Origin of the sequence: Bordetella genomosp. 2 (assembly GCF_002261345.1) — a bacterium.
In the GTDB taxonomy this organism is placed as follows: domain Bacteria; phylum Pseudomonadota; class Gammaproteobacteria; order Burkholderiales; family Burkholderiaceae_B; genus Bordetella_A.
The window spans coordinates 800,369-824,371 of record NZ_NEVT01000006.1 but is presented as its reverse complement, the minus strand read 5'-3'; the positions used below and the strand labels follow the sequence as shown (position 1 = coordinate 824,371).

The 24,003-nt window shown below is 67.8% G+C and carries 26 protein-coding genes; 16 read left to right on the top strand and 10 right to left on the bottom strand.

Translation table 11 applies throughout. The annotated features are described in order from the left end of the window. Nucleotides 1–7 precede the first annotated feature (7 nt). The 3 genes from CAL24_RS14105 to CAL24_RS14095 form a co-directional block, all read right to left on the bottom strand. On the bottom strand, nucleotides 8–1,435 hold the full coding sequence (locus CAL24_RS14105) for an efflux transporter outer membrane subunit (RefSeq protein WP_432759296.1): 1,428 nt from the start codon (nucleotides 1,433–1,435) through the stop codon (nucleotides 8–10). Nucleotides 1,436–1,553: 118 nt separating this feature from the next. Beyond that, nucleotides 1,554–2,057 carry a MarR family winged helix-turn-helix transcriptional regulator gene (locus tag CAL24_RS14100; protein WP_028355495.1) on the bottom strand — a complete coding sequence of 168 codons (504 nt, stop codon included), beginning with the start codon at nucleotides 2,055–2,057 and terminating at the stop codon, nucleotides 1,554–1,556. A 50-nt stretch (nucleotides 2,058–2,107) separates the two neighbouring features. Beyond that, complete coding sequence (locus tag CAL24_RS14095; protein ID WP_094806995.1) at nucleotides 2,108–2,965, bottom strand: DMT family transporter; 858 nt, start codon at nucleotides 2,963–2,965, stop codon at nucleotides 2,108–2,110. A gap of 67 nt (nucleotides 2,966–3,032) precedes the next feature. Between CAL24_RS14095 and CAL24_RS14090 the strand changes: the two genes are divergently transcribed. Both CAL24_RS14090 and CAL24_RS14085 read left to right on the top strand, forming a co-directional pair. Continuing rightward, nucleotides 3,033–3,980 (top strand): DMT family transporter, encoded by a 948-nt coding sequence (locus CAL24_RS14090; protein ID WP_094806994.1) that lies wholly within the window; start codon nucleotides 3,033–3,035, stop codon nucleotides 3,978–3,980. 79 nt (nucleotides 3,981–4,059) lie between these two features. Continuing rightward, nucleotides 4,060–5,049 carry a quinone oxidoreductase family protein gene (locus tag CAL24_RS14085; protein ID WP_028355492.1) on the top strand — a complete coding sequence of 330 codons (990 nt, stop codon included), beginning with the start codon at nucleotides 4,060–4,062 and terminating at the stop codon, nucleotides 5,047–5,049. A 40-nt stretch (nucleotides 5,050–5,089) separates the two neighbouring features. Here CAL24_RS14085 and htpX read toward each other — a convergent pair whose 3' ends face one another. Continuing rightward, nucleotides 5,090–5,971 (bottom strand): protease HtpX, encoded by an 882-nt coding sequence (gene htpX / locus CAL24_RS14080; RefSeq protein WP_028355491.1) that lies wholly within the window; start codon nucleotides 5,969–5,971, stop codon nucleotides 5,090–5,092. A gap of 148 nt (nucleotides 5,972–6,119) precedes the next feature. On the opposite strand from htpX, the gene CAL24_RS14075 reads away from it, so the two are divergent. Further along, nucleotides 6,120–6,974, top strand: coding sequence for a DMT family transporter (locus tag CAL24_RS14075; protein WP_028355490.1), 855 nt, complete (start codon nucleotides 6,120–6,122; stop codon nucleotides 6,972–6,974). A 54-nt stretch (nucleotides 6,975–7,028) separates the two neighbouring features. Continuing rightward, nucleotides 7,029–7,877, top strand: coding sequence for a sulfurtransferase (locus tag CAL24_RS14070; RefSeq protein ID WP_094806993.1), 849 nt, complete (start codon nucleotides 7,029–7,031; stop codon nucleotides 7,875–7,877). Nucleotides 7,878–7,886: 9 nt separating this feature from the next. On the opposite strand, the gene CAL24_RS14065 is transcribed toward CAL24_RS14070, so the two are convergent. The 4 genes from CAL24_RS14065 to CAL24_RS14050 form a co-directional block, all read right to left on the bottom strand. Next, a complete protein-coding gene (locus CAL24_RS14065) occupies nucleotides 7,887–8,456 on the bottom strand; it encodes a phosphonate degradation HD-domain oxygenase (protein WP_028355488.1) in 570 nt (189 codons plus the stop codon). Between the two features lie 183 nt (nucleotides 8,457–8,639). Beyond that, on the bottom strand, nucleotides 8,640–9,788 hold the full coding sequence (locus tag CAL24_RS14060; protein WP_094806992.1) for an aromatic ring-hydroxylating oxygenase subunit alpha: 1,149 nt from the start codon (nucleotides 9,786–9,788) through the stop codon (nucleotides 8,640–8,642). A gap of 132 nt (nucleotides 9,789–9,920) precedes the next feature. Next, nucleotides 9,921–10,928, bottom strand: coding sequence for an acyltransferase (locus CAL24_RS14055; RefSeq protein ID WP_028355550.1), 1,008 nt, complete (start codon nucleotides 10,926–10,928; stop codon nucleotides 9,921–9,923). Between the two features lie 175 nt (nucleotides 10,929–11,103). After that, nucleotides 11,104–12,069, bottom strand: coding sequence for a Bug family tripartite tricarboxylate transporter substrate binding protein (locus tag CAL24_RS14050; protein WP_028355551.1), 966 nt, complete (start codon nucleotides 12,067–12,069; stop codon nucleotides 11,104–11,106). 103 nt (nucleotides 12,070–12,172) lie between these two features. On the opposite strand from CAL24_RS14050, the gene CAL24_RS14045 reads away from it, so the two are divergent. From CAL24_RS14045 to CAL24_RS13990, 12 genes are all read left to right on the top strand, one after another. Continuing rightward, complete coding sequence (locus CAL24_RS14045; RefSeq protein ID WP_038853891.1) at nucleotides 12,173–12,997, top strand: IclR family transcriptional regulator; 825 nt, start codon at nucleotides 12,173–12,175, stop codon at nucleotides 12,995–12,997. Between the two features lie 85 nt (nucleotides 12,998–13,082). After that, the gene (locus CAL24_RS14040; protein ID WP_028355553.1) at nucleotides 13,083–13,349 is read left to right on the top strand and encodes an exodeoxyribonuclease VII small subunit; all 267 of its coding nucleotides are present in this window, start codon (nucleotides 13,083–13,085) and stop codon (nucleotides 13,347–13,349) included. Nucleotides 13,350–13,353: 4 nt separating this feature from the next. Next, nucleotides 13,354–14,265 carry a polyprenyl synthetase family protein gene (locus tag CAL24_RS14035; RefSeq protein WP_094806991.1) on the top strand — a complete coding sequence of 304 codons (912 nt, stop codon included), beginning with the start codon at nucleotides 13,354–13,356 and terminating at the stop codon, nucleotides 14,263–14,265. 8 nt (nucleotides 14,266–14,273) lie between these two features. Further along, nucleotides 14,274–16,154, top strand: coding sequence for a 1-deoxy-D-xylulose-5-phosphate synthase (gene dxs, locus CAL24_RS14030; protein ID WP_028355555.1), 1,881 nt, complete (start codon nucleotides 14,274–14,276; stop codon nucleotides 16,152–16,154). Between the two features lie 147 nt (nucleotides 16,155–16,301). Then, on the top strand, nucleotides 16,302–17,099 hold the full coding sequence (folE2, locus tag CAL24_RS14025) for a GTP cyclohydrolase FolE2 (protein WP_028355556.1): 798 nt from the start codon (nucleotides 16,302–16,304) through the stop codon (nucleotides 17,097–17,099). Between the two features lie 8 nt (nucleotides 17,100–17,107). Continuing rightward, the gene (locus CAL24_RS14020) at nucleotides 17,108–18,022 is read left to right on the top strand and encodes a DUF817 domain-containing protein (protein WP_094806990.1); all 915 of its coding nucleotides are present in this window, start codon (nucleotides 17,108–17,110) and stop codon (nucleotides 18,020–18,022) included. Nucleotides 18,023–18,180: 158 nt separating this feature from the next. Next, nucleotides 18,181–18,564 carry a 30S ribosomal protein S6 gene (gene rpsF, locus CAL24_RS14015; protein WP_028355558.1) on the top strand — a complete coding sequence of 128 codons (384 nt, stop codon included), beginning with the start codon at nucleotides 18,181–18,183 and terminating at the stop codon, nucleotides 18,562–18,564. Between the two features lie 52 nt (nucleotides 18,565–18,616). Further along, a complete protein-coding gene (priB, locus tag CAL24_RS14010) occupies nucleotides 18,617–18,940 on the top strand; it encodes a primosomal replication protein N (protein WP_028355559.1) in 324 nt (107 codons plus the stop codon). Nucleotides 18,941–19,015: 75 nt separating this feature from the next. Continuing rightward, nucleotides 19,016–19,288, top strand: a complete 273-nt coding sequence (gene rpsR, locus CAL24_RS14005) for a 30S ribosomal protein S18 (RefSeq protein WP_012249960.1) — start codon at nucleotides 19,016–19,018, stop codon at nucleotides 19,286–19,288. A 15-nt stretch (nucleotides 19,289–19,303) separates the two neighbouring features. Then, nucleotides 19,304–19,759, top strand: coding sequence for a 50S ribosomal protein L9 (gene rplI, locus CAL24_RS14000; protein ID WP_094806989.1), 456 nt, complete (start codon nucleotides 19,304–19,306; stop codon nucleotides 19,757–19,759). A gap of 93 nt (nucleotides 19,760–19,852) precedes the next feature. Then, nucleotides 19,853–20,683 (top strand): hypothetical protein, encoded by an 831-nt coding sequence (locus tag CAL24_RS13995; RefSeq protein WP_028355561.1) that lies wholly within the window; start codon nucleotides 19,853–19,855, stop codon nucleotides 20,681–20,683. Between the two features lie 9 nt (nucleotides 20,684–20,692). Continuing rightward, a complete protein-coding gene (locus CAL24_RS13990) occupies nucleotides 20,693–22,066 on the top strand; it encodes a replicative DNA helicase (RefSeq protein WP_094807276.1) in 1,374 nt (457 codons plus the stop codon). 35 nt (nucleotides 22,067–22,101) lie between these two features. On the opposite strand, the gene CAL24_RS13985 is transcribed toward CAL24_RS13990, so the two are convergent. Both CAL24_RS13985 and CAL24_RS13980 read right to left on the bottom strand, forming a co-directional pair. Continuing rightward, nucleotides 22,102–22,917 (bottom strand): BPSS1780 family membrane protein, encoded by an 816-nt coding sequence (locus CAL24_RS13985; protein WP_094806988.1) that lies wholly within the window; start codon nucleotides 22,915–22,917, stop codon nucleotides 22,102–22,104. Between the two features lie 59 nt (nucleotides 22,918–22,976). Beyond that, nucleotides 22,977–23,945 carry a homoserine kinase gene (locus CAL24_RS13980; RefSeq protein WP_094806987.1) on the bottom strand — a complete coding sequence of 323 codons (969 nt, stop codon included), beginning with the start codon at nucleotides 23,943–23,945 and terminating at the stop codon, nucleotides 22,977–22,979. Nucleotides 23,946–24,003: the final 58 nt, after the last annotated feature.

The following is a 24,003-nucleotide window of genomic DNA, read 5'->3' as shown; positions in this document are numbered from 1 at the left end:
GGGTCGGTCAATGTGAAGAAGAGGGGGCCTGGGCCGGGGCGGGCGGGGCATAGCCGCCGCCCAGGGCATAAGCCAGGTCGGCGTCGAGCTGGTAGGCGCGGAAGCGCAGGTCCGTGTCCAGCCGCGCCTGGGTCAGTACGCCGGTCTGCGCGACCAGTACGGTCAGGTAGTTGCCCATGCCGGCGCGATAGCGCTGCACTGCCAGGTCGTAGGCGGCGTCGATCGCCGCGCGCGCTTCGTGCTGCTGGACCTGCTCGCGATCGAGCAGGCGCAGCGCGTCGAGCGCATCGGCGGTCTGGCGCACGGCGTCCAGGACGCTCTGGTTGTAGTCGGACACGGCCAGATCGGCGTCAGCCTGCCGGCCGGCCAGGTTGGCGTTGAGTTCGCCGCCGTGGAAGATCGGCAGCGTGATCGCCGGGCCGATGCCCAGCGTGCGGCTGCCCGCCTCCAGCAGGTTGCCCGTGCCGATGGCCTGGAAGCCGGCGAAGGCCACCAGGTTCACGTTCGGATAGAACGCCGCGCGGGCCGCCTCGATCTCGTGCCGGGCGGCTTCGGCGCGCCAGCGCGCCGCCGTGACGTCGGCACGGTGACCGAGCAGGTCGAGCGGCACCGAGTCGGGCAGCACGCCGGCCGGCGCCGTCAAGGCGACCGGCTGCAATTTCTGGCCGCGCTCGGGACCCGCGCCGGCGAGGGCCGCGACCTGGTTGCGCAGTTGCGCGATGGTCGTCTCGGTCTGGGTCAGCTCCACCTTGGCCGCCGCCAGCGACGATTCGGCCTGCTTGACTTCGACCTGCGTATCCAGGCCGGCGCTCTGGCGGCCGCGCGTGAGCTTCAGGACATCGGCGCGCTGCTCCAGGATCCGCTGCAGCACCTCGCGCTGGGCAAAGGCGTTCTGCAGATTCAGATAGCTGCGGGCGACCGCCCGGGCCAGCACGTTGCGGGCAGCCTGGGTCTCGGCTTCGGCGGCCGCCTGCTGCGATACCGCGGCCTTCAGGCGCGCCCGGTTCTTGCCCCAGAAGTCCAGTTCATAACTGAAATCGAGCGCCAGCCGGTTGTCGGAGCTGACGCCGCCGGCCATGGGCGGCTGGTAGATGTACTTCTCGGGCAGGTGCTGGCGGGTGAGGTCGTAATTGGCGTCGACGCGGGGGAACAGGGGCGCGCGGGCGCCGCGCACCGCCGCGTTGGCCTGGGCCAGCCGGGCCTGTGCCGCTGTCATGGAGGGGTTGGCGGCCAGCGCCTCATCCATCAGCGCGTCCAGTTGCGGATCGCCGTAGCGGCGCCACCACTGGGTATCGGGCCAGGTGACCGACTGGCCGTGCAGCCCGAGCCGGGCCGCGTCGAGCTGGGCCACGGGCTCGGAGGCGGGGTCCATCGATGCGCAGCCCGCCAGGGCCAGCAGGAGGATCACGGGGATTGCGAGTTTCATCCTGACGATTTGCTTAAAATGATTGATCAAACTGTATTTGACTAGGCAGTTATTATGGCGCAATGACGGGCAAGGACCGGGAATTCCCCGACAGGGCGCAGGGTCGTACGGGCGTGCGCCGCGGCGCTCAGGAATCCGGCGCGCCGCCGGCCGAGCCGTTGGCGAGCATGCGGCCGAGCAGGTGCTTGAGCTGGGCCAGCTCGTCGGCGGAGAAGCCGCGCAGGTGGTGATTCAGCACCCGCGCGATATTGGCCGGGATCGCCCTGGCTTTTTCCTGGCCGAGCTCGGTGAGCTCGATCTTGACCACGCGGCGATCCTCCTGGCTGCGCACGCGGCGCAGCAGGCCCTTGGCTTCCAGGCGGTCGAGCGTGCGCGTCATGGCGCCGGTATCGACGCCGTGCAGGCGCGCCAGTTCGGCGGGGGTGTCGGCGCTGCCGCGCGCCACCATGGCGATGGGGCGCCACTGCATGGCGGTGAGGTCGAGCGGCGCCATTTCCAGGTCGAGCATGCGGTTGAGCGAGTTGTACACCTGCTTGATGACGAAGCCGACGTTCTCGTCCGTCATGCAGCGGAAATTGCCGCGGTAATGGACCGGCGTATCGGGCGCGGCGGGAGAGCGGGGGGGATTCATGTCCGCCATTTTATTGCCTAGGCAGATATTGTCAAGGCATTTGGGCGCGCCTAGTGCGCCGCCTTGCGCAGCCCGGACCAGACGATGGCGGCGACGATGAGCGCGGCGCCGAGCATCATGCGCAAGGTGGGTTGCTGGGCGAACAGCAGCCAGGCGAAGCCGATGGCGTAGACCGGTTCGAGCGCGATGACCAGCCCGGCGCTGCGCGCATTCAGGCGGGTGAGGCTGGAAACGAACAAGAAATGCGACAGGCCGGTGCAGAAAATGCCCAGCAGCGCCAGCCACAGCCAGTCCAGCGCGGGCAGCAGGGGCAACTGGCCGGCGGCGAAGGGCAGCAGGGCGAGCACCACGACGATATTCTGGCCGCAGGCGACCTGCATGGCATCCAGGCCGACCGCCGAGCGCCGGTTGGTCAGTGCCAGCAAGGCGAAGGAAAGGCCCGAGAGAATGCCCCAGGCCAGGCCGATGGTGCCCTGGTCGGCGAAGTCGAACGACGGCGTGACCAGCACCAGGCCGGCGGTCACCAGGCCCAGCAACAGCCATTCCGCGGCCCGCACGCGCTCGCGGAACAGCAGGCCTTCGAGCAGGGTGATGAATGCCGGGAAGCTGGCGAAGCCGAGCGTGGCAATGGCGATGCCGCCCGTCTTGACCGAGATGAAGAAAGTGACCCAGTGGGCGGCCAGCAGGCAGCCCGCGATGACCAGCACGAACAACTGGGCCGGGGTGAGCGCGCGGAACAGGGGGCGGCGCTGCAGGCGGGCAAACCCCGCCAGGGCGACGACCGCGAAGGCGGCGCGCCCCAGGGTGATCACGGCCGCGCCGGCCTGGATCAGCTCGCCGAAAACGCCGGTCAGGCCGAACAGTACGGCGGCAATGTGGATATAGGCTAGGGCGCGTTGGCGGGTCATGCGGGAAGCAGATGGAAGGCGGGATGCGCGGCAAACCGGCCGGCGCCGGAAAATATAAAATCATCGCATGAATCGCGCCGCCGAGTCCCGCCCCTTCGATTTCGTCTCTACACGCGCACTCGGCTTCTTCCTGGCGACGCTGGGCGCCGTGCTCTTCGCCGCCAAGGCCATCGTGGTGAAGCTCACTTACGAGTATGGCATCGACGCCGTCACCCTGATTGCCTTTCGCATGCTGTTCGCCATGCCGTTCTTCGCGCTGGTGGCCTGGCGCGAGGCGCGCCGCGCCGCGCGCGGCGAATTGCCCGTGCTGGCTGCGCGCGAGCGGGTGCAACTGTGCCTGCTGGGCCTGCTGGGCTACTACTTCTCGAGCTTCCTGGATTTCCTCGGGCTGCGCTATGTCTCCGCCAGCCTGGAGCGGCTCATCCTGTTCCTGTCTCCCTCGATGGTGGTGTTGCTGTCGGCCTGGTGGCTGAAGCGCCCGGTGACGCTGCGCCAGTGGGTGGCAATGGTGGCGTCATACCTGGGCGTCATCCTGGTGTTCGCCCAGGACCTGGCGCAGGGCGCCGGTTCCCATGTGCCGCTCGGGGCCTTGTTCATTTTCGGCTCGGCGCTCAGCTATGCTGTGTACCTGATCTGTTCCGGCGAATTGGTCAAGCGGGTTGGCGCTACGCGGCTGGTGGCCTATGCGATGCTGGTCTCGTGCGTGGCCTGTGTCATCCAGTTCTTTATCGTCCATCCGCCATCGATGCTGGTGCAGCCGGCCGGCGTCTATGGTTATTCGTTCCTGCATGCCACGCTCAATACCGTGGTGCCGGTATTCATGCTGATGTGGGCGGTGGCCCTGATCGGCGCGCCCACCGCGTCGCTGCTGGGCATGGTGGGGCCGGTGTCGGTGCTGTTCCTGGCGGCCTGGCTGCTGGACGAGCCCATCACGGTCTGGCAGCTCGCCGGCACGGCGCTGGTGCTGTGCGGCGTGTTCGTCCTGATGGGCCGCCCGGCCGCCGGCGGCAGTTGAGGGCAGGATGGCAAACAGTTCTTGCGGCGTCGAGCCGCTCAGTCAGTCTGGGTATTCAACACACAAAAAGGAGGCCGGCATGGCCAGCAATCTCGTCAAGGCAGTACGCATCGAGCAGCACGGTGGTCCCGAAGTTCTCAAAGTGGTCGAGGTCGAGGTGCCGCCGCCGGCGGCCAACGAAGTGACCATCCGCCAGCATGTGGCCGGGCTGAACTTCATCGATATCTACTACCGGACCGGGCTGTACCCCCATCCGCTGCCGCATGGCCTGGGATTCGAGGCCGCCGGCGTGGTCGAGGCGGTCGGCGCCGACGTGAAGCACCTGAAGAAGGGCGACCGCGTGGCCTACGGACAGAGCCCCATCGGCGCCTACGCGCAGGCGCGCAACGTGCCGGCGGCGCAGGTGGTCAAGCTGCCCAAGGGCGTGGCTTTCGACGAGGCCGCGGCGCTGATGCTCAAGGGCCTGACCGTGCAGTACCTGTTCCGCCAGACCTACCGCCTGCAGGGCAACGAGACCATCCTGTTCCACGCGGCCGCCGGAGGCGTGGGCCTGATCGCGTGCCAGTGGGCCAAGGCGCTGGGGGTCAAGCTGATCGGCACCGTGTCCAGCCCCGAGAAGGCCGCGCTGGCGCGGGCCAACGGCGCCTGGCAGACCATCGACTACTCGCGCGAGAACGTGGTCGAGCGCGTGCTCGAACTGACCGACGGCAAGAAAGTGCCGGTGGTCTATGACGGCGTGGGCAAGGACACCTGGGAAACCTCGCTCGACTGCATCGAGCCGCGCGGCCTGATGGTGAGCTTCGGCAATGCGTCCGGGCCGGTATCCGGCGTGAACCTGGCCACGCTCAACCAGAAGGGGTGCCTGTACGTCACCCGCCCGTCGCTGGGCCTGCACGTGAATACGCCGGAGAAGCTCAACGCGGCGGCCAGCGAATTGTTCGACCTGGTGCTGAAGAAGAAGATCAAGGTGCGCATCGACCAGCGCTACCCGCTGGAAGAGGCCGGCCAGGCCCAGACCGCGCTGGCCGCCCGCAAGACCACGGGCGCCACGGTGCTGACCCTGGACTGAGGCGGGGCGGGGCGGCCGGGCCGGCCGCCCCGGGCGACCGTCAGGCCACGCGCATGTGCTGCAGGGCGGCGATGCGCGCCGGGATCGGCGGGTGCGAGGCGAAGATGGCCGCCAGCCCGCCCTTGCCGGCGATGCCGGAGGCCTCGAACGACTTGGGCAGCTCGCCCGCCTCGATGCCGCCCAGGCGCGCCAGCGCGCGCATCATGGGTTCGCGCGACCCCATCAGTTGGGCCGAGCCGGCGTCGGCGCGGTATTCGCGCTGACGCGAGAACCAGGCCACGATGATCGAGGCCAGGATGCCGAAGATGATTTCACAGACGAGCACGGTGACGTAGTAGCCGATGCCCACGCCGCGCTCGTTCTTGAAGACCGCGCGATCGATGAAATAGCCCACCAGGCGCGCCAGGAACACCACGAACGTATTGACCACGCCCTGGATGAGGGTCAGGGTGATCATGTCGCCGTTGGCGATGTGGGCGACCTCGTGGCCCAGCACGGCGGCGACTTCCTCTTCGGTCATGTTGTCGAGCAGGCCGGTCGAGACGGCGACCAGCGAGTTGTTCTTGAACGCGCCGGTGGCGAAGGCGTTGGGAGCGCCCTCGTAGATGGCGACCTCGGGGCGGCCGATGCCGGCGCGATCGGCCAACTGGTGCACCGTGTCGACCAGCCAGGCCTCGCGCTGGCCGCGCGGCGCGTTGGGATCGATGACCTGGGCGCCGGTGCTCCATTTGGCCATGGGCTTGCTGATCAGCAGCGAGATGATGGCGCCGGTGAAGCCAATGACGGCGGACATGATCAGCAGAGCCTGGATATTGATGCCTTGCGCCGTGATGTAGCGGTCCACCCCCAGGATGCGCAGCGTAGCCGACAGCACCACCACGACGGCCAGGTTGGTGACGATGAACAGAAAGATGCGTTTCATGCTTGTTGTGTTCCTCTGCGAGCGATGAGCGTCTGTTTCGACCGGCACGCGGCGAGGCGGTTCCCCGCCGGGGACGGTAGGCTTTCCGGACCCGGAGTATAGTATCGCTTTCCCCTATTTCCTCTCTCTTTTTTCATCTCTCCGCCCCATGCAGGCTCTTTGGATGTTGCTGGCGTCCGCCATGTTCGCCGTAATGGGGTCGTTCGTGAAGCTGGCCACCGAGCACGGCGCTTCGCTGCCCCAGATCGTGCTATTCCGGGGGTTCCCCTCGGTGATCCTGTTGCTGGTCTGGGCCCGCGCCGCGCGCCAGTCCATCGTCCCCACCAGCTGGCGCCTGCACCTGTGGCGCAACGTGGCCGGGGTGACTTCCATGTGGCTGGGCTTCTTCGCCCTGTCGCACCTGCCGCTGGCCACCGCCACCAGCCTGAACTACACCGCGCCGCTGTTCATTGCCTGCTGGATGCTCGGCTGGGGCGGCGCGCAGCGCGACCCGGTGCGGATCGCGGCGGTGGCGCTCGGTTTCGGCGGCGTCATCGCCGTGCTGCGGCCCAGCATCAATGACGATCAATGGCTGGCGGCCCTGTTCGGGCTGGGCGCCGGGTCCATGTCGGCGGTGGCGATGATGCAGATTCGCCAGCTCGGCCGCATCGGCGAGCCCGAATGGCGCACCGTGCTGTTCTTTTCCCTGGGCGTGTGCCTGAGCAGCCTGGCCGGGTTCGCCCTGGAAGGGTGGGGCTATGCCGACCTGCTGGGCTATGCCGCGCTGGGCGGGGTGGGGGTGGCGGGCCTGTTCGGCCAGTTGGCCATGACCCGGGCGTTCGGCGCCGGGTCTGCCCTGTTGACGGCCGCCTTGCAGTACACCACGATCATATTTGCCGCCCTGTTGGGCATGGGCCTGTGGGGCGACCACCTCGACGGCCTGGCCTGGGCGGGCATCGGCCTGATCATCGCGGCCGGGCTGCTGTCGGTCTGGCGCACCATGCGCTCGCCCGCCGGCGCCTGACACCCCGCCGGCCGGGCGCCGGCTTTCCCAATCGTTTCCGCAAGGAGCCCTCGCATGACGACGACGCTGATTTCCGCTTCCGACCTGGCCGCCCGGCTGCAGGGGCCGGACCTGCGCATTTTCGATGTGCGCCACGACCTGGCGGACCACGCGGCCGGTCGGCGGGCCTACGAACAAGGGCATATTCCCGGCGCGCGCTACCTGGACCACGAAACCGAACTGGCTGCCGCGCGCACCGGCAAGAATGGCCGCCATCCGCTGCCCGCGCGCGCCGACCTGGCCGCGCTGATGGCGGCGCACGGGGTCGGCCCCCGGACGCTGGTGGTGGCTTATGACGCCAGCGGCGGCATGTTCGCCGCGCATCTGTGGTGGATGCTGCGCTGGCTGGGGCACGAGCGCGTCGCCGTGCTGGACGGCGGCTGGCAGGCCTGGACGGCGGCCGGCTTGCCGGTCAGCGCCGATGCGCCGCCGGCCGTGCCGGCCGGCCAGGCGGCGGCGGGAGTTCCGCTGGTCGAAACGGTGGACGCCGAGGCCGTGCTGGCCAACCTGTCGCGGCCGGCTTTCACCGTGCTGGACGCGCGCGCGGCCAGCCGCTACCGGGGCGAGGTCGAGCCGATGGATCCGGTGGCCGGACACATCCCGGGCGCGCTGAACCGCCCGAATGGCGAGAACTTGCGGCCCGATGGCCAGTTCAAGTCGCCGGCCGAGTTGCGCGCCGAGTTCACCGCGCTGCTGGGCGAGCGCGATCCGCAGACCGTGGTGCACCAGTGCGGCTCGGGCATTACCGCGTGCCACAACCTGTTGGCGATGGAGATCGCCGGGTTGAGCGGCTCGCGCCTGTATCCGGGGTCGTGGAGCGAGTGGTGCAGCGACCCGGCCCGTCCGGTGGCGACCGGCGCTTGAGCCGGCGCGCTACCAGACGGCGGCGAGGCGGGCGCGGCCCGATACGCGCTCGGCGATGTCCAGGTAGTAGTCCAGCGGCTCGGTGAGCCGGTCCGGCGACTTGGCCATGTCATCCCAGCGTCTCAGCCGGATGGCGTCGGGGGCGCCCGGCATGCTGGCGAAATCGACCGCCTGCCCGGCGTCGAAACTGCCGCCTTGCAGCGCCAGGCTGCGGCGCGAATCGGCCGACAGCATGGTCTCGTATTCCGGCTCCACGAAACACAGGTAGCGCTTGGCTTCGACGTGCAGCCGGATCGGATCGAGCACGGCGGCGCCGAACAGCCCACGCAGGAACGGCAGCACGAAATACTGGTGCTTGTCGTCCAGGCCGCGCAGCGTGGGCGTGGCGGGGTGGTCGGCGATGAGGTGGCCCAGGTCGTGCAGCAGGCAGGCCGTGATCAGTTGTGGCGTGGCGCCCGCTTCCTCGGCCAGGGCCGCGGTCTGCAGCGCGTGCTGCAGTTGGGTGACGGGTTCGCCGTCATAGGCGCGGTGCCCGCGCTCCAGGAACAGGCGTTCGATATCTTGCAGGGTAAAAGCCATGGCGATGCCTCTCGGGGTGTTCCCCTCCCCGGTGCTGCGCCGCGCGAGCCGGGCCGCGACGGGGCAGGGGGACCAGTAGACCGCCGGCATTTGACGATTTGATGACGGCGGCTCGCGGCGGGGCGCCAAAAACACAGGGCGGACCCGAAGGTCCGCCCTGCGTGGCCCTGGCGGGGTCGTCGTTCAGGCCGGTTCCTGCATGATGCGCCGATACCATTCGTGGAAGTGCTGCATGCCGTCTTCCATGGGCGACTGGTAAGGGCCGGCCTGGTTGACGCCGCGGGCCATGAGGGCCTTGCGGCCGGCATCCATGCGCTCGGCGATCTCGTCGTCCTCGACGGCGGTCTCCATGTAGGCGGCGCGCTGTGCCTGGACGAAGTCGCGCTCGAAGGCGACGATTTCCTCGGGGTAGTAGAACTCGACCACGTTGAGGGTTTCCTGGGGGCTCTTGGGGTAGAGGGTGGAGAGCACCAGGACGTGGGGGTAGAGCTCGATCATGTGGGTGGGGAAGTAGGTGACCCACACGGCGCCGAAGTCGGGGGCGTCGCCGGCGCGATAGTCGAGCACGCGGTCGTGCCACTGTTTGTAGACGTCGGAGCCGGGCTGCGCGAGGGCCTTGTGCACGCCGACGCGCTGCAGGCTGTACCAGTCGGCGAATTCCCAGGTGAGGTCGTCGCAGGTGACGAAGCGGCCCAGGCCCGGGTGGAAGGGGCCGACGTGGTAGTCCTCGAGGTAGACCTCGATGAAGGTCTTCCAGTTGTAGTTGCAGTGGTGGACCTCGACGTGGTCGAGGACGTAGTCGCCGAAGTCGAACTCGGGGCGGGCGAACAGGGGGGCGAGATCGGCGGCGGGGTCGCGCGGGCCCTCGAAGAGCAGGCCGTGGCAATCGCGCAGGCGAAAGCGCTGCAGGTTCATGCAGGGGGTGCTGTCGAACTGTGGCGCGCCGAGCAGTTCGCCGCGGTTGTTGTAGGTCCAGCGGTGCAGGGGGCAGACGATGTTGCCGCCGGAGTCCTTGAGGTTGCCGTGTCCGTGGGCGGGGCTGGCGACGTTGCCGGCGTGACCGCCGAGCATGAGGGCCTGGCGGTGGCGGCAGACGTTGGAGATGAGCTCGACGCCCTGGGGGTTGCGCACGAGCACGCGCCCGCCGTCTTCCTGGGGCAGGGTGCGCCAATCGCCGACCTCGGGCACCAGCTTCTGGTGGCCGACGTACAAAGAGGATTGCTTGAAGATGAGTTCTTGCTCGCGCGCGAAGCGGGCTTCGTCAAAATAGGCGCTGACGGGTAGCTGGGTGCGAGCTGGCGCCAGGTGCGCCATCCGACCAATGTCGGTCATGATTCCCTCCGCTCGGATAAAAAAGCCAGGACGGCAGGGTTCCGTTCTGGCGCGAAGAAAAATCGGTCTGGCCGATCAAACAGTGAATTGTACCCCATCCCTCGCATCGGGGCACCCCATGCGTCGCGCGACCTATACCAGCCGGCGCGTGAGAGGATGCCGGCGCAGCAGCCAGCTGCTGGCGGCCGACAGCCCGAACACCGCCGCCGCCATCACTGGCACGCTCCATGCCGCGCCCGGGCCGGCCTTGGCGCCGGCGCGGTCGGCCAGATCCAGGAACAGCGGGTGGATCAGATAGACGCCGAATGTCAGCGGCGCCAGGGTCGACAGCGGCGGCACGCGCGGCGTGTTCATGATCCACTGGAACGCGGCCAGCGACATGAACGGCACCGTGACGCTGAAATAATCGTAGAAATAGAGGTTGAGCCGGCCGGTGTCGGACAGCGCCGATACGCCCCAGGCGGTGGCCAGCACGCTCAGCATCAGCACCAGCCCTGGGCGCGGCATGCGGAGTTCGCCCGTGTAGATCATGCGGCCCGCCACGAAATAGCCCAGGTATGGCAGGAACCACGTCAGGAAGAAGCCCTGGCCGGCCCCCAGCGCCTGGCGGTACAGCGCATCGAGGATCGCGATGCCCAGTATGCCGACCACCCACAGGCGCCGCGCCGCCGGCTGGCTGCGCTCGTACAAGGCGCGCACCAGCGGGGCGAACAGGTACAGCCCCACGATCATGTACAAGTACCACAGGTGATAGTAGGGGGCTCCCTCGGCCACCTTGCGGGGCCAGAACGACAGGTCGAGCCGGCCGTCGTCCCACCAGTCGAGCCCGGTGCGCCAGGCCAGGTAGAACAGCGTCCAGAACACCAGCGGCGCGCAGATGCGGGTGGCACGCCGCAGATAGAAGTGGCGCGCGTCCGTGGGGCGGTCATGGTCGAGCAGCAGGGCGCCGCTGACCATGACGAAAACCGGCACGCACCAGCGCACGGCCGAATCGTAGAGATTGGCGGCCAGCCAGTCGCTGCTGCCGTAGGCACCCGCATCCGACACAGATTGGGCCGCGCTGTGCAACAGCACGACGGCCAGCGCCGCCAGCCAACGGGCGGCGTCGAGTCGGTCGAGACGTTCCTGGGAATGAGGCATGAGGCGGATGTGGCAAGTTTCGGGAGCCCGCGGCGCAGGCTCGCGATGCGGGTATACCCTTACCTTATCAGCGCCTCAATGGCGGCGTGTTTCGAACCGTTAGGTCCGGCATGCAAACGCAAACATGCGCCGTCGCCCCCGCGCTGCGGGGGCATTTTGTTGCAAAGCCGGACCGTTATTGGCGCTCCAGCCCGGCCTGTTCGACCAGTTGCTCGATCACTGGCTGCTCGGTGCGGATCTGCTCGGTCAATTCCTGGGCCGTGCCGCTGCGCGGCTCAATGCCCATGGCCAGCAGTTTGTCGCGCACCTGCTGGTCCTGCAGCGTGGTGGCCAGCGCCTGTTGCAGGGTCGCCAGCACTTCGGGCGGCGTGCCGCGGGGCGCAACGAAGCTGAACCAGGCGGTCAGGTCGAACGCCGGGTAGCCTTGTTCGGCCAGGGTGGGCAGATCGGGCAGCGTCGACAGCCGCTTCTTGCTGGTGATGCCGAACACCTTGAGCTTGCCGGCTTCCACCTGTGGCATGCCGGTGGCCACCATGTCGAAGAATATGTCGACGTCGCCATTGATCAGGGCGGGCAGGGCCATGGTGGCGCCCTTGAAGGGCACATGCAGCAAGTCCACGCCGGCCTCTTTCTTGAACAGCTCGCCGGCCAGGTGGGACGAGGTGCCCGGCCCGAACGTGGCGAAGGTCAGCGTGCCAGGCTGTTGTTTTGCCTGCTTGACCACGTCGGCGGTGCTCTTGAAGCCATGCTTGTCGTTGGAGAGCAGTACCAGCGGTCCGATGCCCACCATGCCGATCGGCGCGTAGGCGTCCGGATCGTACGGCAGCGATTTGTACAGGAACCGGTTGGTGACCAGCGTGGAATTGGTGGCCATCAGAATGGTGTAGCCGTCCGGCTGGGCGCGCGCCACATACGCTGCGCCGATGGTGGTGCCGGCGCCGGCCTTGTTCTCGACAATGAGCGTCTGGTCCAGCGCCTTGCCCATGCGCTCGGCCAGGATGCGGGTCAGTACATCGGTGGCACCGCCGGCAGGAAAGGGCGAGATGATGGTGATGGGCCGTTCCGGATAGGCGGCCTGGGCCAGGCCGGCGCAGGCGGTGAGCGCCACGGCGGCGGCGAAGGTGGATACGCGTTTGAACATGATTTCCCCTGGGCGTTGTGAAGATGGTGGGCGTGTTGTAAATTCCGTAGTATGGAATTTAATTTTGTTAATCGAAATCAACTATAAAAACGAAGCGCACACGATGCAACCCCCGGTTTCTCCTCGATCCCCGGCGTCGCAGCCGGTCGCCCGCAGTGGCCCGGCCCGCCGGCGCCGCGGCGCCGACAGCGGCGGGCCGGGCTTCATCACCGCGCTGGCGCGCGGGCTGGAGGTGCTGCGCTGCTTCGGTCCCGGCGCCGCCACGCTGGGCAATCAGGACCTGGCCAACCTGACCGGCCTGCCCAAGCCCACCATCAGCCGCATTACCCATACGCTGACCGGCCTCGGCTATCTGCGCTACCACGCCGACACCGGCAAGTATTCGCCCGGCTATGGCGTGCTGGCGCTCGGCTTCAGCCTGCTGGCGGGGCTCGAGGTGCGCGAGCTGGCGCGGGCCTCGATGGCGCAACTGGCGCGCGACACCGGCGGGGCCGTGGCGCTGGGCGCGTTCGATGGCGACGCGATGGTCTACATCGAAGCCCTGCATGGCTCGTCCGAGCTGTACCTGCGCCTGCCGGTCGGTTACCGCGCCAGCCTGGACAGCGCGATGGGGCGGGCCTACCTGGCGGCGCTGCCCGGCTCGCAGCGGGCCGCGTTGCTGGCGCGCCTGCCGCAGGCCGCGCCAGGCGCCGCCGCGGTCGAGCAAGCTTGCGCCGATCTGCGCGAGACGGGCTGCTGCTTTGCCATCGGCGAGTGGCGTCCCGACATCAACGCGGTGGCCGTGCCGTTCCAGGCGGCGACCGGCGAAGGGCTGTTCGTGATGAGCTGCGGCGGGCCGGCCTCGCTGTTGCCCGAGGCCGAATTGCGCGCGCGCGTGGCCCCGGCCCTGCGCGCGGCCGCTGGCCTGTTGTCGGGCGGCGCGCGCTGACCGGTATTGCGTCCGTCGTGCCGCGGCGCCGGCATCTCGTACAATTCACGGATCGACTCAACTCACCCCGCGCCCGGAGCCACGTTTGGCCACTTCCCCGCAAACCGATCCGCAGCACGACGACCGCCCCTTGCCCCAGGATTTCGAAACGGCCTTGGCCGAACTCGAGACGCTGGTCGCGGCCATGGAGGACGGCTCGCTGCCGCTCGAGCAATCGCTGGCCGCCTATCGCCGCGGCGTCGAGCTTACGCGTGTCTGCCAGGAGCGCCTCGCGCAGGCCGAGCAGCAGGTCAAGATCCTGGAAGATGGCCTGCTGCGCCCGCTGGATCCGCGCGCGCTCGACGACGAATAATCGGATGAAGCAACATCACCTTGCGTTCGCGGACTGGTTGCAGGGCCGCGCGCAGCATATCGAAGCCGTCCTGGACGAATTCCTGCCGGCCGCCGATGCGCTGCCGGCGCGCCTGCACGAGGCCATGCGCTACGCCGTGCTGGGCGGCGGCAAGCGGGTCCGCGCCGCGCTGGTCTATGCCGCCGGCCAGGCATGCCCGGTCAACGGCAGCGCCGTGGCCATCCAGGCCTCGATGGACCGCGCGGCCGCCGCGGTCGAACTGATCCATGCCTATTCGCTGGTGCACGACGACCTGCCGTGCATGGACGACGATACGCTGCGGCGCGGCCGTCCCACCACCCACGTGCAGTTCGACGAGGCCACCGCCATGCTGGCCGGGGATGCCCTGCAGCCATTGGCCTTCGAGCTGCTGGCCGACATGCCCATCGCGCCGGCGCTGGTGGTGCAGGCCACGCAGGCCCTGGCCCGCGCGGCCGGCAGCCAGGGCATGGCGGGCGGGCAGGCCATCGATCTGCACAGCGTGGGCCGCGCCTTGTCGCGCGACGAACTGCAGACCATGCACACCATGAAGACCGGCGCCATGCTGGCCTGCAGTGTCGCGCTGGGCGGCATCGTGTCGGGTGCGAGCTCCAGCACGCGGCAGGCGCTGGACGACTACGCCCAGGCCATCGGCCTGGCGTTCCAGGTGGTCGACGACATTCTCGACGTGACCGCGGATTCCGCCAGCCTGGGCAAGACGCCCGGCAAGGACGCCGCCGGCAACAAGCCCACCTATGTCTCGCTGCTGGGCCTGGACGGCGCCCGCGCGCTGGCCGAAGAGCTGCGCGCCGCGGCGCACGGGGCGCTGGCGCCGTTGGGAGACTCCGGCGCCATGCTGGCCCGCCTGGCAGACTACATCGTACTCAGAGATCGCTGATATCGAGCATGACGACAGAATTACTGGACCGTATTCACACTCCGGCCGACCTGCGCAAGCTGGATCGCCGCGAACTCAAGACGCTGGCGGAAGAACTGCGCGGCTTCGTGCTGGAATCGGTATCCCGGACCGGCGGGCACTTGTCTTCCAACCTGGGTACCATCGAGCTGACCCTGGCCCTGCATCGCGTGTTCGACACGCCGCACGACCGCATCGTCTGGGATGTCGGCCACCAGTCGTATCCGCACAAGATACTGACCGGACGCCGCGAAGGCATGGCGCGCCTGCGCCAGGAGGGCGGCATCTCGGGCTTTCCGAAACGCAGCGAATCCGAGTACGACGCCTTCGGGACGGCGCACTCGTCGACGTCCATCTCGGCGGCGCTCGGCATGGCGGTGGCGTCGCGCAACGCCGGCGTGCAGCGCCAGCACATCGCCGTCATCGGCGACGGCGCGATGTCCGCGGGCATGGCCTTCGAGGCCATGAACAACGCCGGCGTCACGCCCGACATCAATCTGCTGGTGGTGCTGAACGACAACGACATGTCGATCTCGCCGCCGGTGGGGGCGCTCAATCGCTACCTGGCGCGCCTGATGTCGGGCCGCTTCTATGCCGCGGCCAAGAACGTCGGGCGCGCGATGCTGCAGCATGTGCCGCCGGTGCTGGAGCTGGCGCGCCGCTTCGAGGAACATGCCAAGGGCATGGTCACGCCCGCCACGCTGTTCGAGGAGTTCGGCTTCAACTACGTCGGGCCCATCGACGGCCACGACCTGGATGCCCTGATTCCGACGCTGCAGAACCTCAAGGCGCTGCAGGGCTTGCAGTTCCTGCATGTGGTCACGCGCAAGGGACAGGGCTACAAGCTGGCCGAAGCCGATCCGGTGCTGTACCACGGCCCCGGCAAGTTTGATCCGGCCGTCGGCATCCAGCAGGGCAAGCCGTCGGCGCGCAAGACGTTCACGCAAGTATTCGGCCAGTGGCTGTGCGACATGGCCGAGCATGACGAACGGCTGGTGGGCATCACCCCGGCCATGCGCGAGGGCAGCGGGCTGGTCGAATTCGAACAGCGCTTTCCGCGCCGCTATTTCGACGTGGGCATCGCCGAACAGCACGCCGTGACGTTCGCCGCCGGCCTGGCCTGCGAAGCGCAGAAGCCGGTGGTCGCCATCTATTCGACATTCCTGCAGCGCGGCTACGACCAGCTGATCCACGACGTCGCGTTGCAGAACCTGGACGTCACGTTCGCGCTCGACCGCGCCGGCCTGGTCGGGGCGGATGGCGCCACCCATGCCGGCAACTACGATATCGCCTATCTGCGCTGCATTCCGAACATGGTCGTGGCCACGCCTTCGGACGAGAACGAGGCGCGCCTGTTGCTGTCGACCTGTTACGCCCATCCCGGCCCGGCGTCGGTGCGCTATCCGCGCGGCGCCGGCTGCGGCGCCGCCGTCTCGCCCGGCCTCGACACCGTGCCGCTGGGCAAGGGCGTGGTGCGGCGCGAGGGCCGGCGCATCGCCATCCTGGCGTTCGGCACGCTGCTGCAGCCCGCGCTGGCGGCGGCCGAGGCGCTGGATGCCACCGTGGCCGACATGCGCTTCGTCAAGCCGATCGACCGCGCGCTGATTCTCGAGCTGGCGGCGCGCCACGAGGCCCTGGTTACCGTCGAAGAGGCCGCCATCATGGGCGGCGCCGGTAGCGCCGTCACCGAAGTGCTGCACCAGGAGGGCGTCGGGGTGCCCGTGCTGCAGTTGGGCTTGCCCGACCAGTTCATCGACCACGGCGACCAGGCCGCCTTGCTGGCCGGGGTGGGGCTGGATGCAGCGGGCATCGAACGCTCGATCCGGACCCGTTTTGACTCGCCAGCGGGCGGCGGCGCCGAAGCCGGCTGACCGCGGTGGGGACGGAGTGTGGCTCCCAACCTACTAGTAGGAGGGTTTTCCACCCTCCCGGCCCGCCTTTTCGGTAATAATGGCTCCGCTAACATATTTCAGGGCACAGCGATTCTCATTCCTTTCCGCCCTGACAGGTAATTTCCTATGAATTCTCCGATCGATCCCGCCATCGTGATGCCCGACGTCCAGAGCTCGGCCGACACGCGGCACATCCCGATTCAGCGCGTGGGCATCCGCGGCGTGCGGCACCCGATGCTGGTGGCGGGCGCCGACGGTGCCGCGCAGCCCACCGTGGCCAGCTGGACGCTGACCGTGGCGCTGCCGGCCGAAGAGAAGGGCACCCATATGTCGCGCTTCGTGGCGCTGCTCGAGAAGTACCGCAGCACGCCCATGACGCCGGCGCTGTTCGCGGCCATGGCGCGCGACATGCTGCCGCTGCTGCACGCCGAGCGCGGCGACATCACGGCGGCTTTCCCGTATTTCATCAACAAGTCGGCGCCCGTGTCGGGCGTGCAGAGCCTGCTCGATTACGAAGTGCAGTGGATTGCCCGGGCCGCGGGCGACCAGGTCGAGTTCGAGCTGGTCGTGCAAGTGCCTGTCACCAGCCTGTGCCCGTGTTCCAAGGCCATTTCGGAGTACGGCGCGCACAACCAGCGCTCGCACGTCACCGTGTCGGCCGTGCTGGATGGCGAGGTGTCCATGGACCGCATCATCCGGCTCGTCGAGGATGAGGGCTCGTGCGAACTGTGGGGCCTGCTCAAGCGGCCCGACGAGAAATTCGTCACCGAACGCGCCTACGACAATCCCAAGTTCGTCGAAGACCTGGTGCGCGACGTGGCCGCGCGGCTGGCGTCCCATCCCGGCGTGGCGCGCTACCGTGTCGAGGCCGAGAACTTCGAGTCCATTCACAACCACTCCGCCTACGCCGTCGTCGAGGGCTGAGCGCCGCCATGGCGCCCGCGCCGGCCGCGCGCGACTGGCCGCTGATCGCGCGGCTGGAAGGCTGGGAATCGCGGTGTGCGCAGCGGTTCACGGCACGGGGGCGGCTGGCGACCGCCTGCTACGAGTTCCTCCGCTTCGGCATCAAGCAGGCCTGGGCCTGCCTGTTCGGCGGTCTGATGTGCGCGCTGCTGCTGGCCACGCACTGGTGGTATCCCGCCGACGCCGCGCTGGCGCGCTACGACTTCCTGACGCTGGCCGCACTGGCCATTCAGGCATTGTTGCTGGCGTTGCGCATGGAGACCCTGGCCGAGGCCAAGGTGATCCTGATGTTCCACGTGGTGGGCACCCTCATGGAACTGTTCAAGACGGCCGTCGGCTCCTGGATCTATCCGGAAGCCAGCGTGCTGCGGCTGGGCGGCGTGCCGCTGTTCACGGGATTCATGTATGCGGCCGTGGGCAGCTATCTGGCGCGTGCCTGGCGGCTGTTTGACTTTCGTTTCACCCGGCACCCGCCGCTGGGCGCCACGCTGGCCCTGGCGGCGCTGATCTACGCCAATTTCTTCACCCATCACTATATGGCCGACCTGCGCGGCGTCCTGTTCGCGCTGGCGGCGGTGCTGTTCGGCCGCACCTGGGTCTACTACCGGATCTGGCGGGCGCACCGGCGCATGCCGCTGCTGCTCGGTTTCGTGCTGGTGGCGCTGTTCATCTGGCTGGCCGAGAATATCGGCACTTTCGCCCATGCCTGGCGCTACCCGAACCAGTCGCAGGGATGGGACTGGGTCGCGCCCGCGAAATTGGGGTCATGGTTCCTGCTGATGATCATCAGCTACGTGATGGTCAGTCTGGTGAACCGTCCCGCGCGCCCCGTCCTGGCGCCAGCGGCGCCCCTGGCTTGCGTTGCCATGCAAGATCGGCGATAATCGAGAGCTTTCTTGCTCGACTGCTACCTTTTGCTTCTTTGCGAGCCCGTGCAAACGGGGGAAGGGGAAAAGGGAGTGGCGGGCTGCCCCTTGCGGGCGCGGGCGTTTTCGTTTTTTCGGGCGCCCTTGCCGCGAGACATCCTCAAGGAGTTTTACCCATGCGTCACTACGAAGTAGTGTTCATTGTCCATCCGGACCAAAGCGAGCAGGTGCCCGCCATGGTCGAGCGCTACCAGTCGCTCGTCACGGGCCAGGGCGGTGCCGTGCACCGCCTGGAAGACTGGGGCCGCCGCCAGCTGGCCTACCCGATCCAGAAGCTTGTCAAGGCGCACTACGTCTGCATGAACATCGAGTGCGGCCAGGCCACGCTCGACGAGCTCGAGCATTCGTTCCGCTACAACGACGCCGTGCTGCGCCACCTGGTCATCAAGACCAAGAAAGCGCAGACCTCGCCCTCGATCATGATGAAGTCGGTCGAGCGCGAAGAGGCCCGCAAGGCCAGCACGGAAGCGGCCGCGCCGGCCCAGGCTCAGGCCCAGTAACCCGGCCAGCGCCGTCGTTCCACCCGACGTTGAAACATCAGTACCCGGCCGGATGAACAAGCTGGAACTCAGCGCCCGCGTTCTCGAATGCGAGCCTTTGCGCCACACTCCTGCCGGCGTGCCAGCGCTGGAAATGCTGCTGGCCCACGAATCGGAAGTCGTCGAAGCGGGGCATCCGCGCCGCGTCGAAGTGACGATCTCCGCCGTGGCCCTGGGCGATCTGGCACAACTGCTGGCCGGCACCCCGCTGGGGACCGAATTGCAAGTGCAGGGCTTCCTGGCCGCGGCACGCAAGGATTCGGTGAAGGTCAAGCTGCATATGCAGCTGGCCCGCAAAGTCGGCGGCAGCGCAGGGCACGATCCGTTGGTGGGATGACAGGCTACCGGACCCAGACACAGATTTCGGGCACTCGGGATGAACCCCCGGCCCGGCTAGACTAAGAGGCACATCATGGCTTTCTTCGGAAAACGCAAAGAGAAACGCAAATTCACGCAGCAGAACCCGCTGTTCAAGCGCCGCAAGTTCTGCCGCTTCACCGCCGCCGGCGTCGAAGAGATCGACTACAAGGATCTCGACACGCTGCGCGACTTCGTGCAGGAAAATGGCAAGATCATCCCGGCTCGTCTGACCGGCACCAAGGCACACTACCAGCGCCAGCTGGACACCGCCATCAAGCGCGCGCGCTTCCTGGCCCTGTTGCCTTACACCGACAACCACAACTGATCCGGGGGCACTGAAATGCAAGTCATCCTGCTCGAAAAAGTCGTCAACCTGGGCAACCTCGGCGAAATCGTCCGGGTGCGCGACGGTTACGCCCGCAACTTCCTGATTCCCCAGAAAAAAGCCCGTCGCGCGACCGACGCCGCCCTGAAGGAATTCGAAGCGCGCCGCGCCGAACTGGAAAAGATCCAGGCCGAGAAGCTCGCCGCCGCCGAAGCGCTGGGCAGCCGCCTGGCCGGCTTCCAGCTGAAAGTGGTGCAGAAGGCCGGTGTGGACGGCCGCCTGTTCGGCTCCGTCACCAACGCCGACGTGGCCGATGGCCTGAAGAAGGCCGGCTTCGACGCCGTCGAGAAGAGCCAGGTGCGCCTGCCCAGCGGCCCGCTGAAGGCCGTGGGCGAGTACCCGATCCAGGTTGCGCTGCACGCCGATGTCGTGACGGACGTGACCGTGGTCGTCGAGGGCGACATCGCTTAAGCTTGCCGCTTTCGCACCGCAAAAAAGCCGGCGCAGGTGCCGGCTTTTTTGTTGGCGCGCCGCTTCGTGCCCAGTCAGTTCCGGAGGATATTCTTGAGCCAGCCGCCCCAGCATCACCAAGCGCCCGCCGGCCTGCGCGCCTGGCTCGCCAGTGTCGACGGCGGCCGCGAGCCCCCGGTGCGCGAAGTCGTCATCGACGGCGTTGCCTGCGTGGTCAAGCGCCGCCGCGCCGGCCTGTTGCAGGGCTTGGGCTACGTGCTGCGGTACGTGCGCGCCCTCGGGCTGGCGCTGGGCTGCAAATTGTTCCTGGGCGAATTCCCGCGCCCCAGTGTGCTGCTGCGCAATGGCTTGGCGTACGAGGGGGAGCGGCTGCGCAGGCTGGCGCAGGCCGGCTGCCGGGTGCCCCATGTGTGGTGGGAAGAGCCCGGCCTGCTGGTGCTCGAGCACGTGGGCGAAGACCTGGCCAACCTGATCCGCCATGCCGACCCGCCGCAGCGCGCCGCCTGGGTGCGCGCCCTGGCGGCCGACCTGGCCGGTTTTCACGCGCGCGGACACTGGCACGGCGGGGCCCAGGTGCGCAACATCACCTTGCGCGACGGCGAACTGTGGCGCATCGATTTCGAGGAAAACATCGGCGGCGCCTTGTCCTTGCCGCTGGCGCAGGCTTACGATCTATTCCAGCTCGTGGCGTCGCTGCTGTCCCTGCGCAAGCTGGAGGATGATAATCTGCCGGGGCTGGGTACGCTCATGCTCGATGTGTACTTCCAGGCCCACCCCGCGCCCGCCGTCCGGGCGCGGCTGGCCCGGTTGGGCCGTGTAGTGGGCGCGTGCGCCGCGGTGCTGCGCCCCGTGGCCGGCCGCTTGCCGGGGCGCGATATCCAAGGTTTCTTCCGGGTGGCCGACACCCTGCGTACACTTTACTAGTAGTTCATGATGAATACACCCGCCGATTCCCAGCTAGAGTACTTGCGCGTGCCGCCGCATTCCATCGAGGCCGAGCAGTCGGTGCTGGGCGGCTTGCTGCTGGACAACAGCACCTGGGACCGCATTGCCGACGTGCTGGGCGAAGAGGATTTCTACCGCCACGACCATCGCCTCATCTGGCACCACATCGCCCGCCTGATTGGCCTGGCGCGCCCGGCCGACGTCATTACCGTCAACGAGTCGCTGGTCAGCGCGGGCAAGGCCGAGGAAACCGGCGGCCTGGCGTACCTGAACGCGCTGGCCCACAACACGCCGTCCGCGGCGAACATCCGGCGCTATGCCGAGATCGTGCGCGAACGGGCGATGCTGCGCAAACTGGTGTCGATCGCCGACGAGATATCCGCGGCCGCGCTCAACCCGCAAGGCAAGGAGGCGCGGCAGCTGCTGGACGAGGCCGAATCCAAGGTGTTCAAGATCGCCCAGGAGGGCGAGAAGGGCTCCGCCGGCTTCCAGGAAATCCAGCCGCTCCTGACCCAGGTGGTCGAGCGCATCGACGAGCTGTATCACCGCGACAGCGATTCGGACGTCACCGGCGTGCCCACCGGCTTCACTGACCTCGACAAGATGACCTCCGGCCTGCAGCCCGGCGACCTGGTCATCGTGGCCGGGCGTCCCTCGATGGGCAAGACGTCGTTCTCCATGAACATCGGCGAGCACGTGGCCATCGAGCAGGGCCTGCCGGTCGCCGTGTTTTCCATGGAAATGGGCGCCGTGCAGCTGGCCATGCGCATGCTGGGCTCGGTCGGCATGCTGGACCAGCATCGCACGCGTACCGGCAAGCTGATCGCCGACGACTGGCCGCGCGTCACTCATGCCGTGCAGCTCATGCAGGATGCCCAGGTCTACATCGATGAGACGCCGGCGCTCAGCGCCATGGAAGTGCGCGCGCGCGCGCGGCGGCTGGCGCGCCAGTGCGGACAATTGGGCCTGATCATCATTGACTACCTGCAGCTGATGGCGGGCAATGGCGGCGGCGAGAACCGGGCGACCGAAATCTCGGAAATCAGCCGTTCGCTGAAAGGCCTGGCCAAGGAGCTGAATTGCCCGCTGATCGCACTGTCGCAGCTCAACCGCAGCCTCGAGCAACGGCCCAACAAGCGGCCGGTGATGAGCGACCTGCGCGAATCGGGCGCCATCGAACAGGATGCCGACTTGATCCTGTTCATCTACCGCGACGAGGTCTACAACCCGGATTCGCCCGACAAGGGTACTGCCGAGATCATCGTGGGCAAGCAGCGTAACGGCCCGATCGGCACGGTGCGGCTGACCTTCCAGGGGTCGAGCACGCGCTTCCTGAATTTCACCGCGGCGCCGCAATACTAAGGCCTACCTTCGGGCCGGCCGGCGCCGGGCCCCGCTCAGGCCTCGGATTCGCTGCGGTCGTTCGAGCCGCCGTCCAGGTGCGCGTGGGAGTCCTCGATGCCGAAGACCGAGGTATAAGCGGGATAGAAGCTGCAGTACAGCACCCCGCCGGCCGCGATGTTGAACGGGATCTGCAGGGTGCCGGCGAGCTGCGGCGACAGCCCGGCGCTGACCAGCAGGCCCGCGCACAGGTCGATGAACAGGAACACCAGCACCCACGCGGTGCCATAGACCAGGAAAGCCCATTTGTTGCGCCAGCAGGCGACGCCCGAGAAGAACAGCGCCTGCCCGATGCGCAGGCCATGCCAGGCCACCAGCACCGGCGCGTGCCAGAACAGCGCGGCGATGATGACGTACAGAATGCCGAACACGGCGAGCGGCACGCGCATGGCGGTGATGAAGGGCGTGATGTCCTGCTCGACCGAGGCGATGCGCATGCCCTCGGTCAGGGCGCTGGAAAACGGCAGGAACGAGATCAGGCCGGCGGCGATGCACAACGCCGCGTACAGCACACCGAGGACCAGCAGCTTCTTGAACACGCCGGGGCGGGTCAGCGGCTGGGGCCACATGGACGGCAGCATGACCCGGTCGGCCTCGACATGTTTGCAGGCGGACAGGGTCATGAGGGTGACCACGGGCATCAGGGCGACGAAGAACAGCGGCCCGATCGGCGGCGTGAAGGTCGCGAACAGCACCAGCAGACTGATGGCCAGGGCCCAGGTAAACATGGCCAGCGGCTGCTTCATGAACAGTCGCAGGCCGTCGCGTACCCATTGCCAGCCGTAGGACGCGGGTAGGGATGCTGCTTGCATAGGTCTCGTTACGGATTGAAAAAACGGGGGCTTACACTCAATTATGGGGGCCGTGGCTGTCAGGGCAAGGCCGCCAGCCCGGGGCGGTGGCGTGCTTGCAACACTCTTTCGAAATGGCGCGGGTCGTGCGGCTTGAGCGTCTGGGCCGGCCGCGGCAGGTAGTAGTCGTACAGGCGCGACAGCCAGAAGCGCAGGGCCGCCGCGCGTAGCATGTGCGGCCAGGCCTGGCGTTCTTCTGCGGTAAAGGGGCGCTGCGCCGCATAGGCCTCGAGCCACGCTTGCAGCAGTTCGGGCACGAAGACCCCGGTATCGCGCTCGATGCACCAGTCATTGACGCTGACCGCGACGTCGAACAGCCAGCTGTCGCAGCCCGCGAAATAGAAATCGATGATGCCGCCCATCAGCGGGTCTTCGAATGTGCCGGCGAACAGGACATTGTCGCGGAACAGGTCGCAGTGCGCCGGGCCCGAAGGCAGCGCTTGCCAGGTCGGCGTGGCGGCCAGGCGCTGCTGCTCGGCCAGCTCGCGCTGCAGCAGGCCGGCCTGCGCGGCGTCCAGGAACGGCATCACTTTGGGGGCGGTTTCCGTCCACCAGGACAGGCCACGCAGATTCGGCTGCCGCAGCGGGAAGTCGCGGGCGGCCAAGTGGGCACGCGCCAGCGTTGCCCCGGCCAGCCGGCAATGAGTGGGGCCGGGGGCGGGCTCGTAGCCGCCCGGCAGGCGGGTCACGATGGCGCAGGGTTTGCCGTGCAGGGTCGTCAGGCGGCTGCCGTCGTGCAGCGTCTGGGGCTGGGGCACGGGCACGCCGCGGGCCGCCAGGTGGTGCATCAGTTCGATATAGAAGGGCAGTTGCGCCTGGGTGAGCACCTCGAACAGGGTCAGCACGTATTCGCCGCGCGTGGTCACCAGAAAGTAGTTGGTATTTTCGATGCCGGCGGTGATGCCGCGCAGGGACACCAGCGTGCCCAGGTCGTAGTGGGCCAGCAGGGCCCGGGCATCGTCGTCGGAAACAGGGGTGAATACGGCCATTGATCAGCAGAAGGGGTGGGGTGGCGGGTACGCCGTAACGGCAATTGCCCGTACGGGC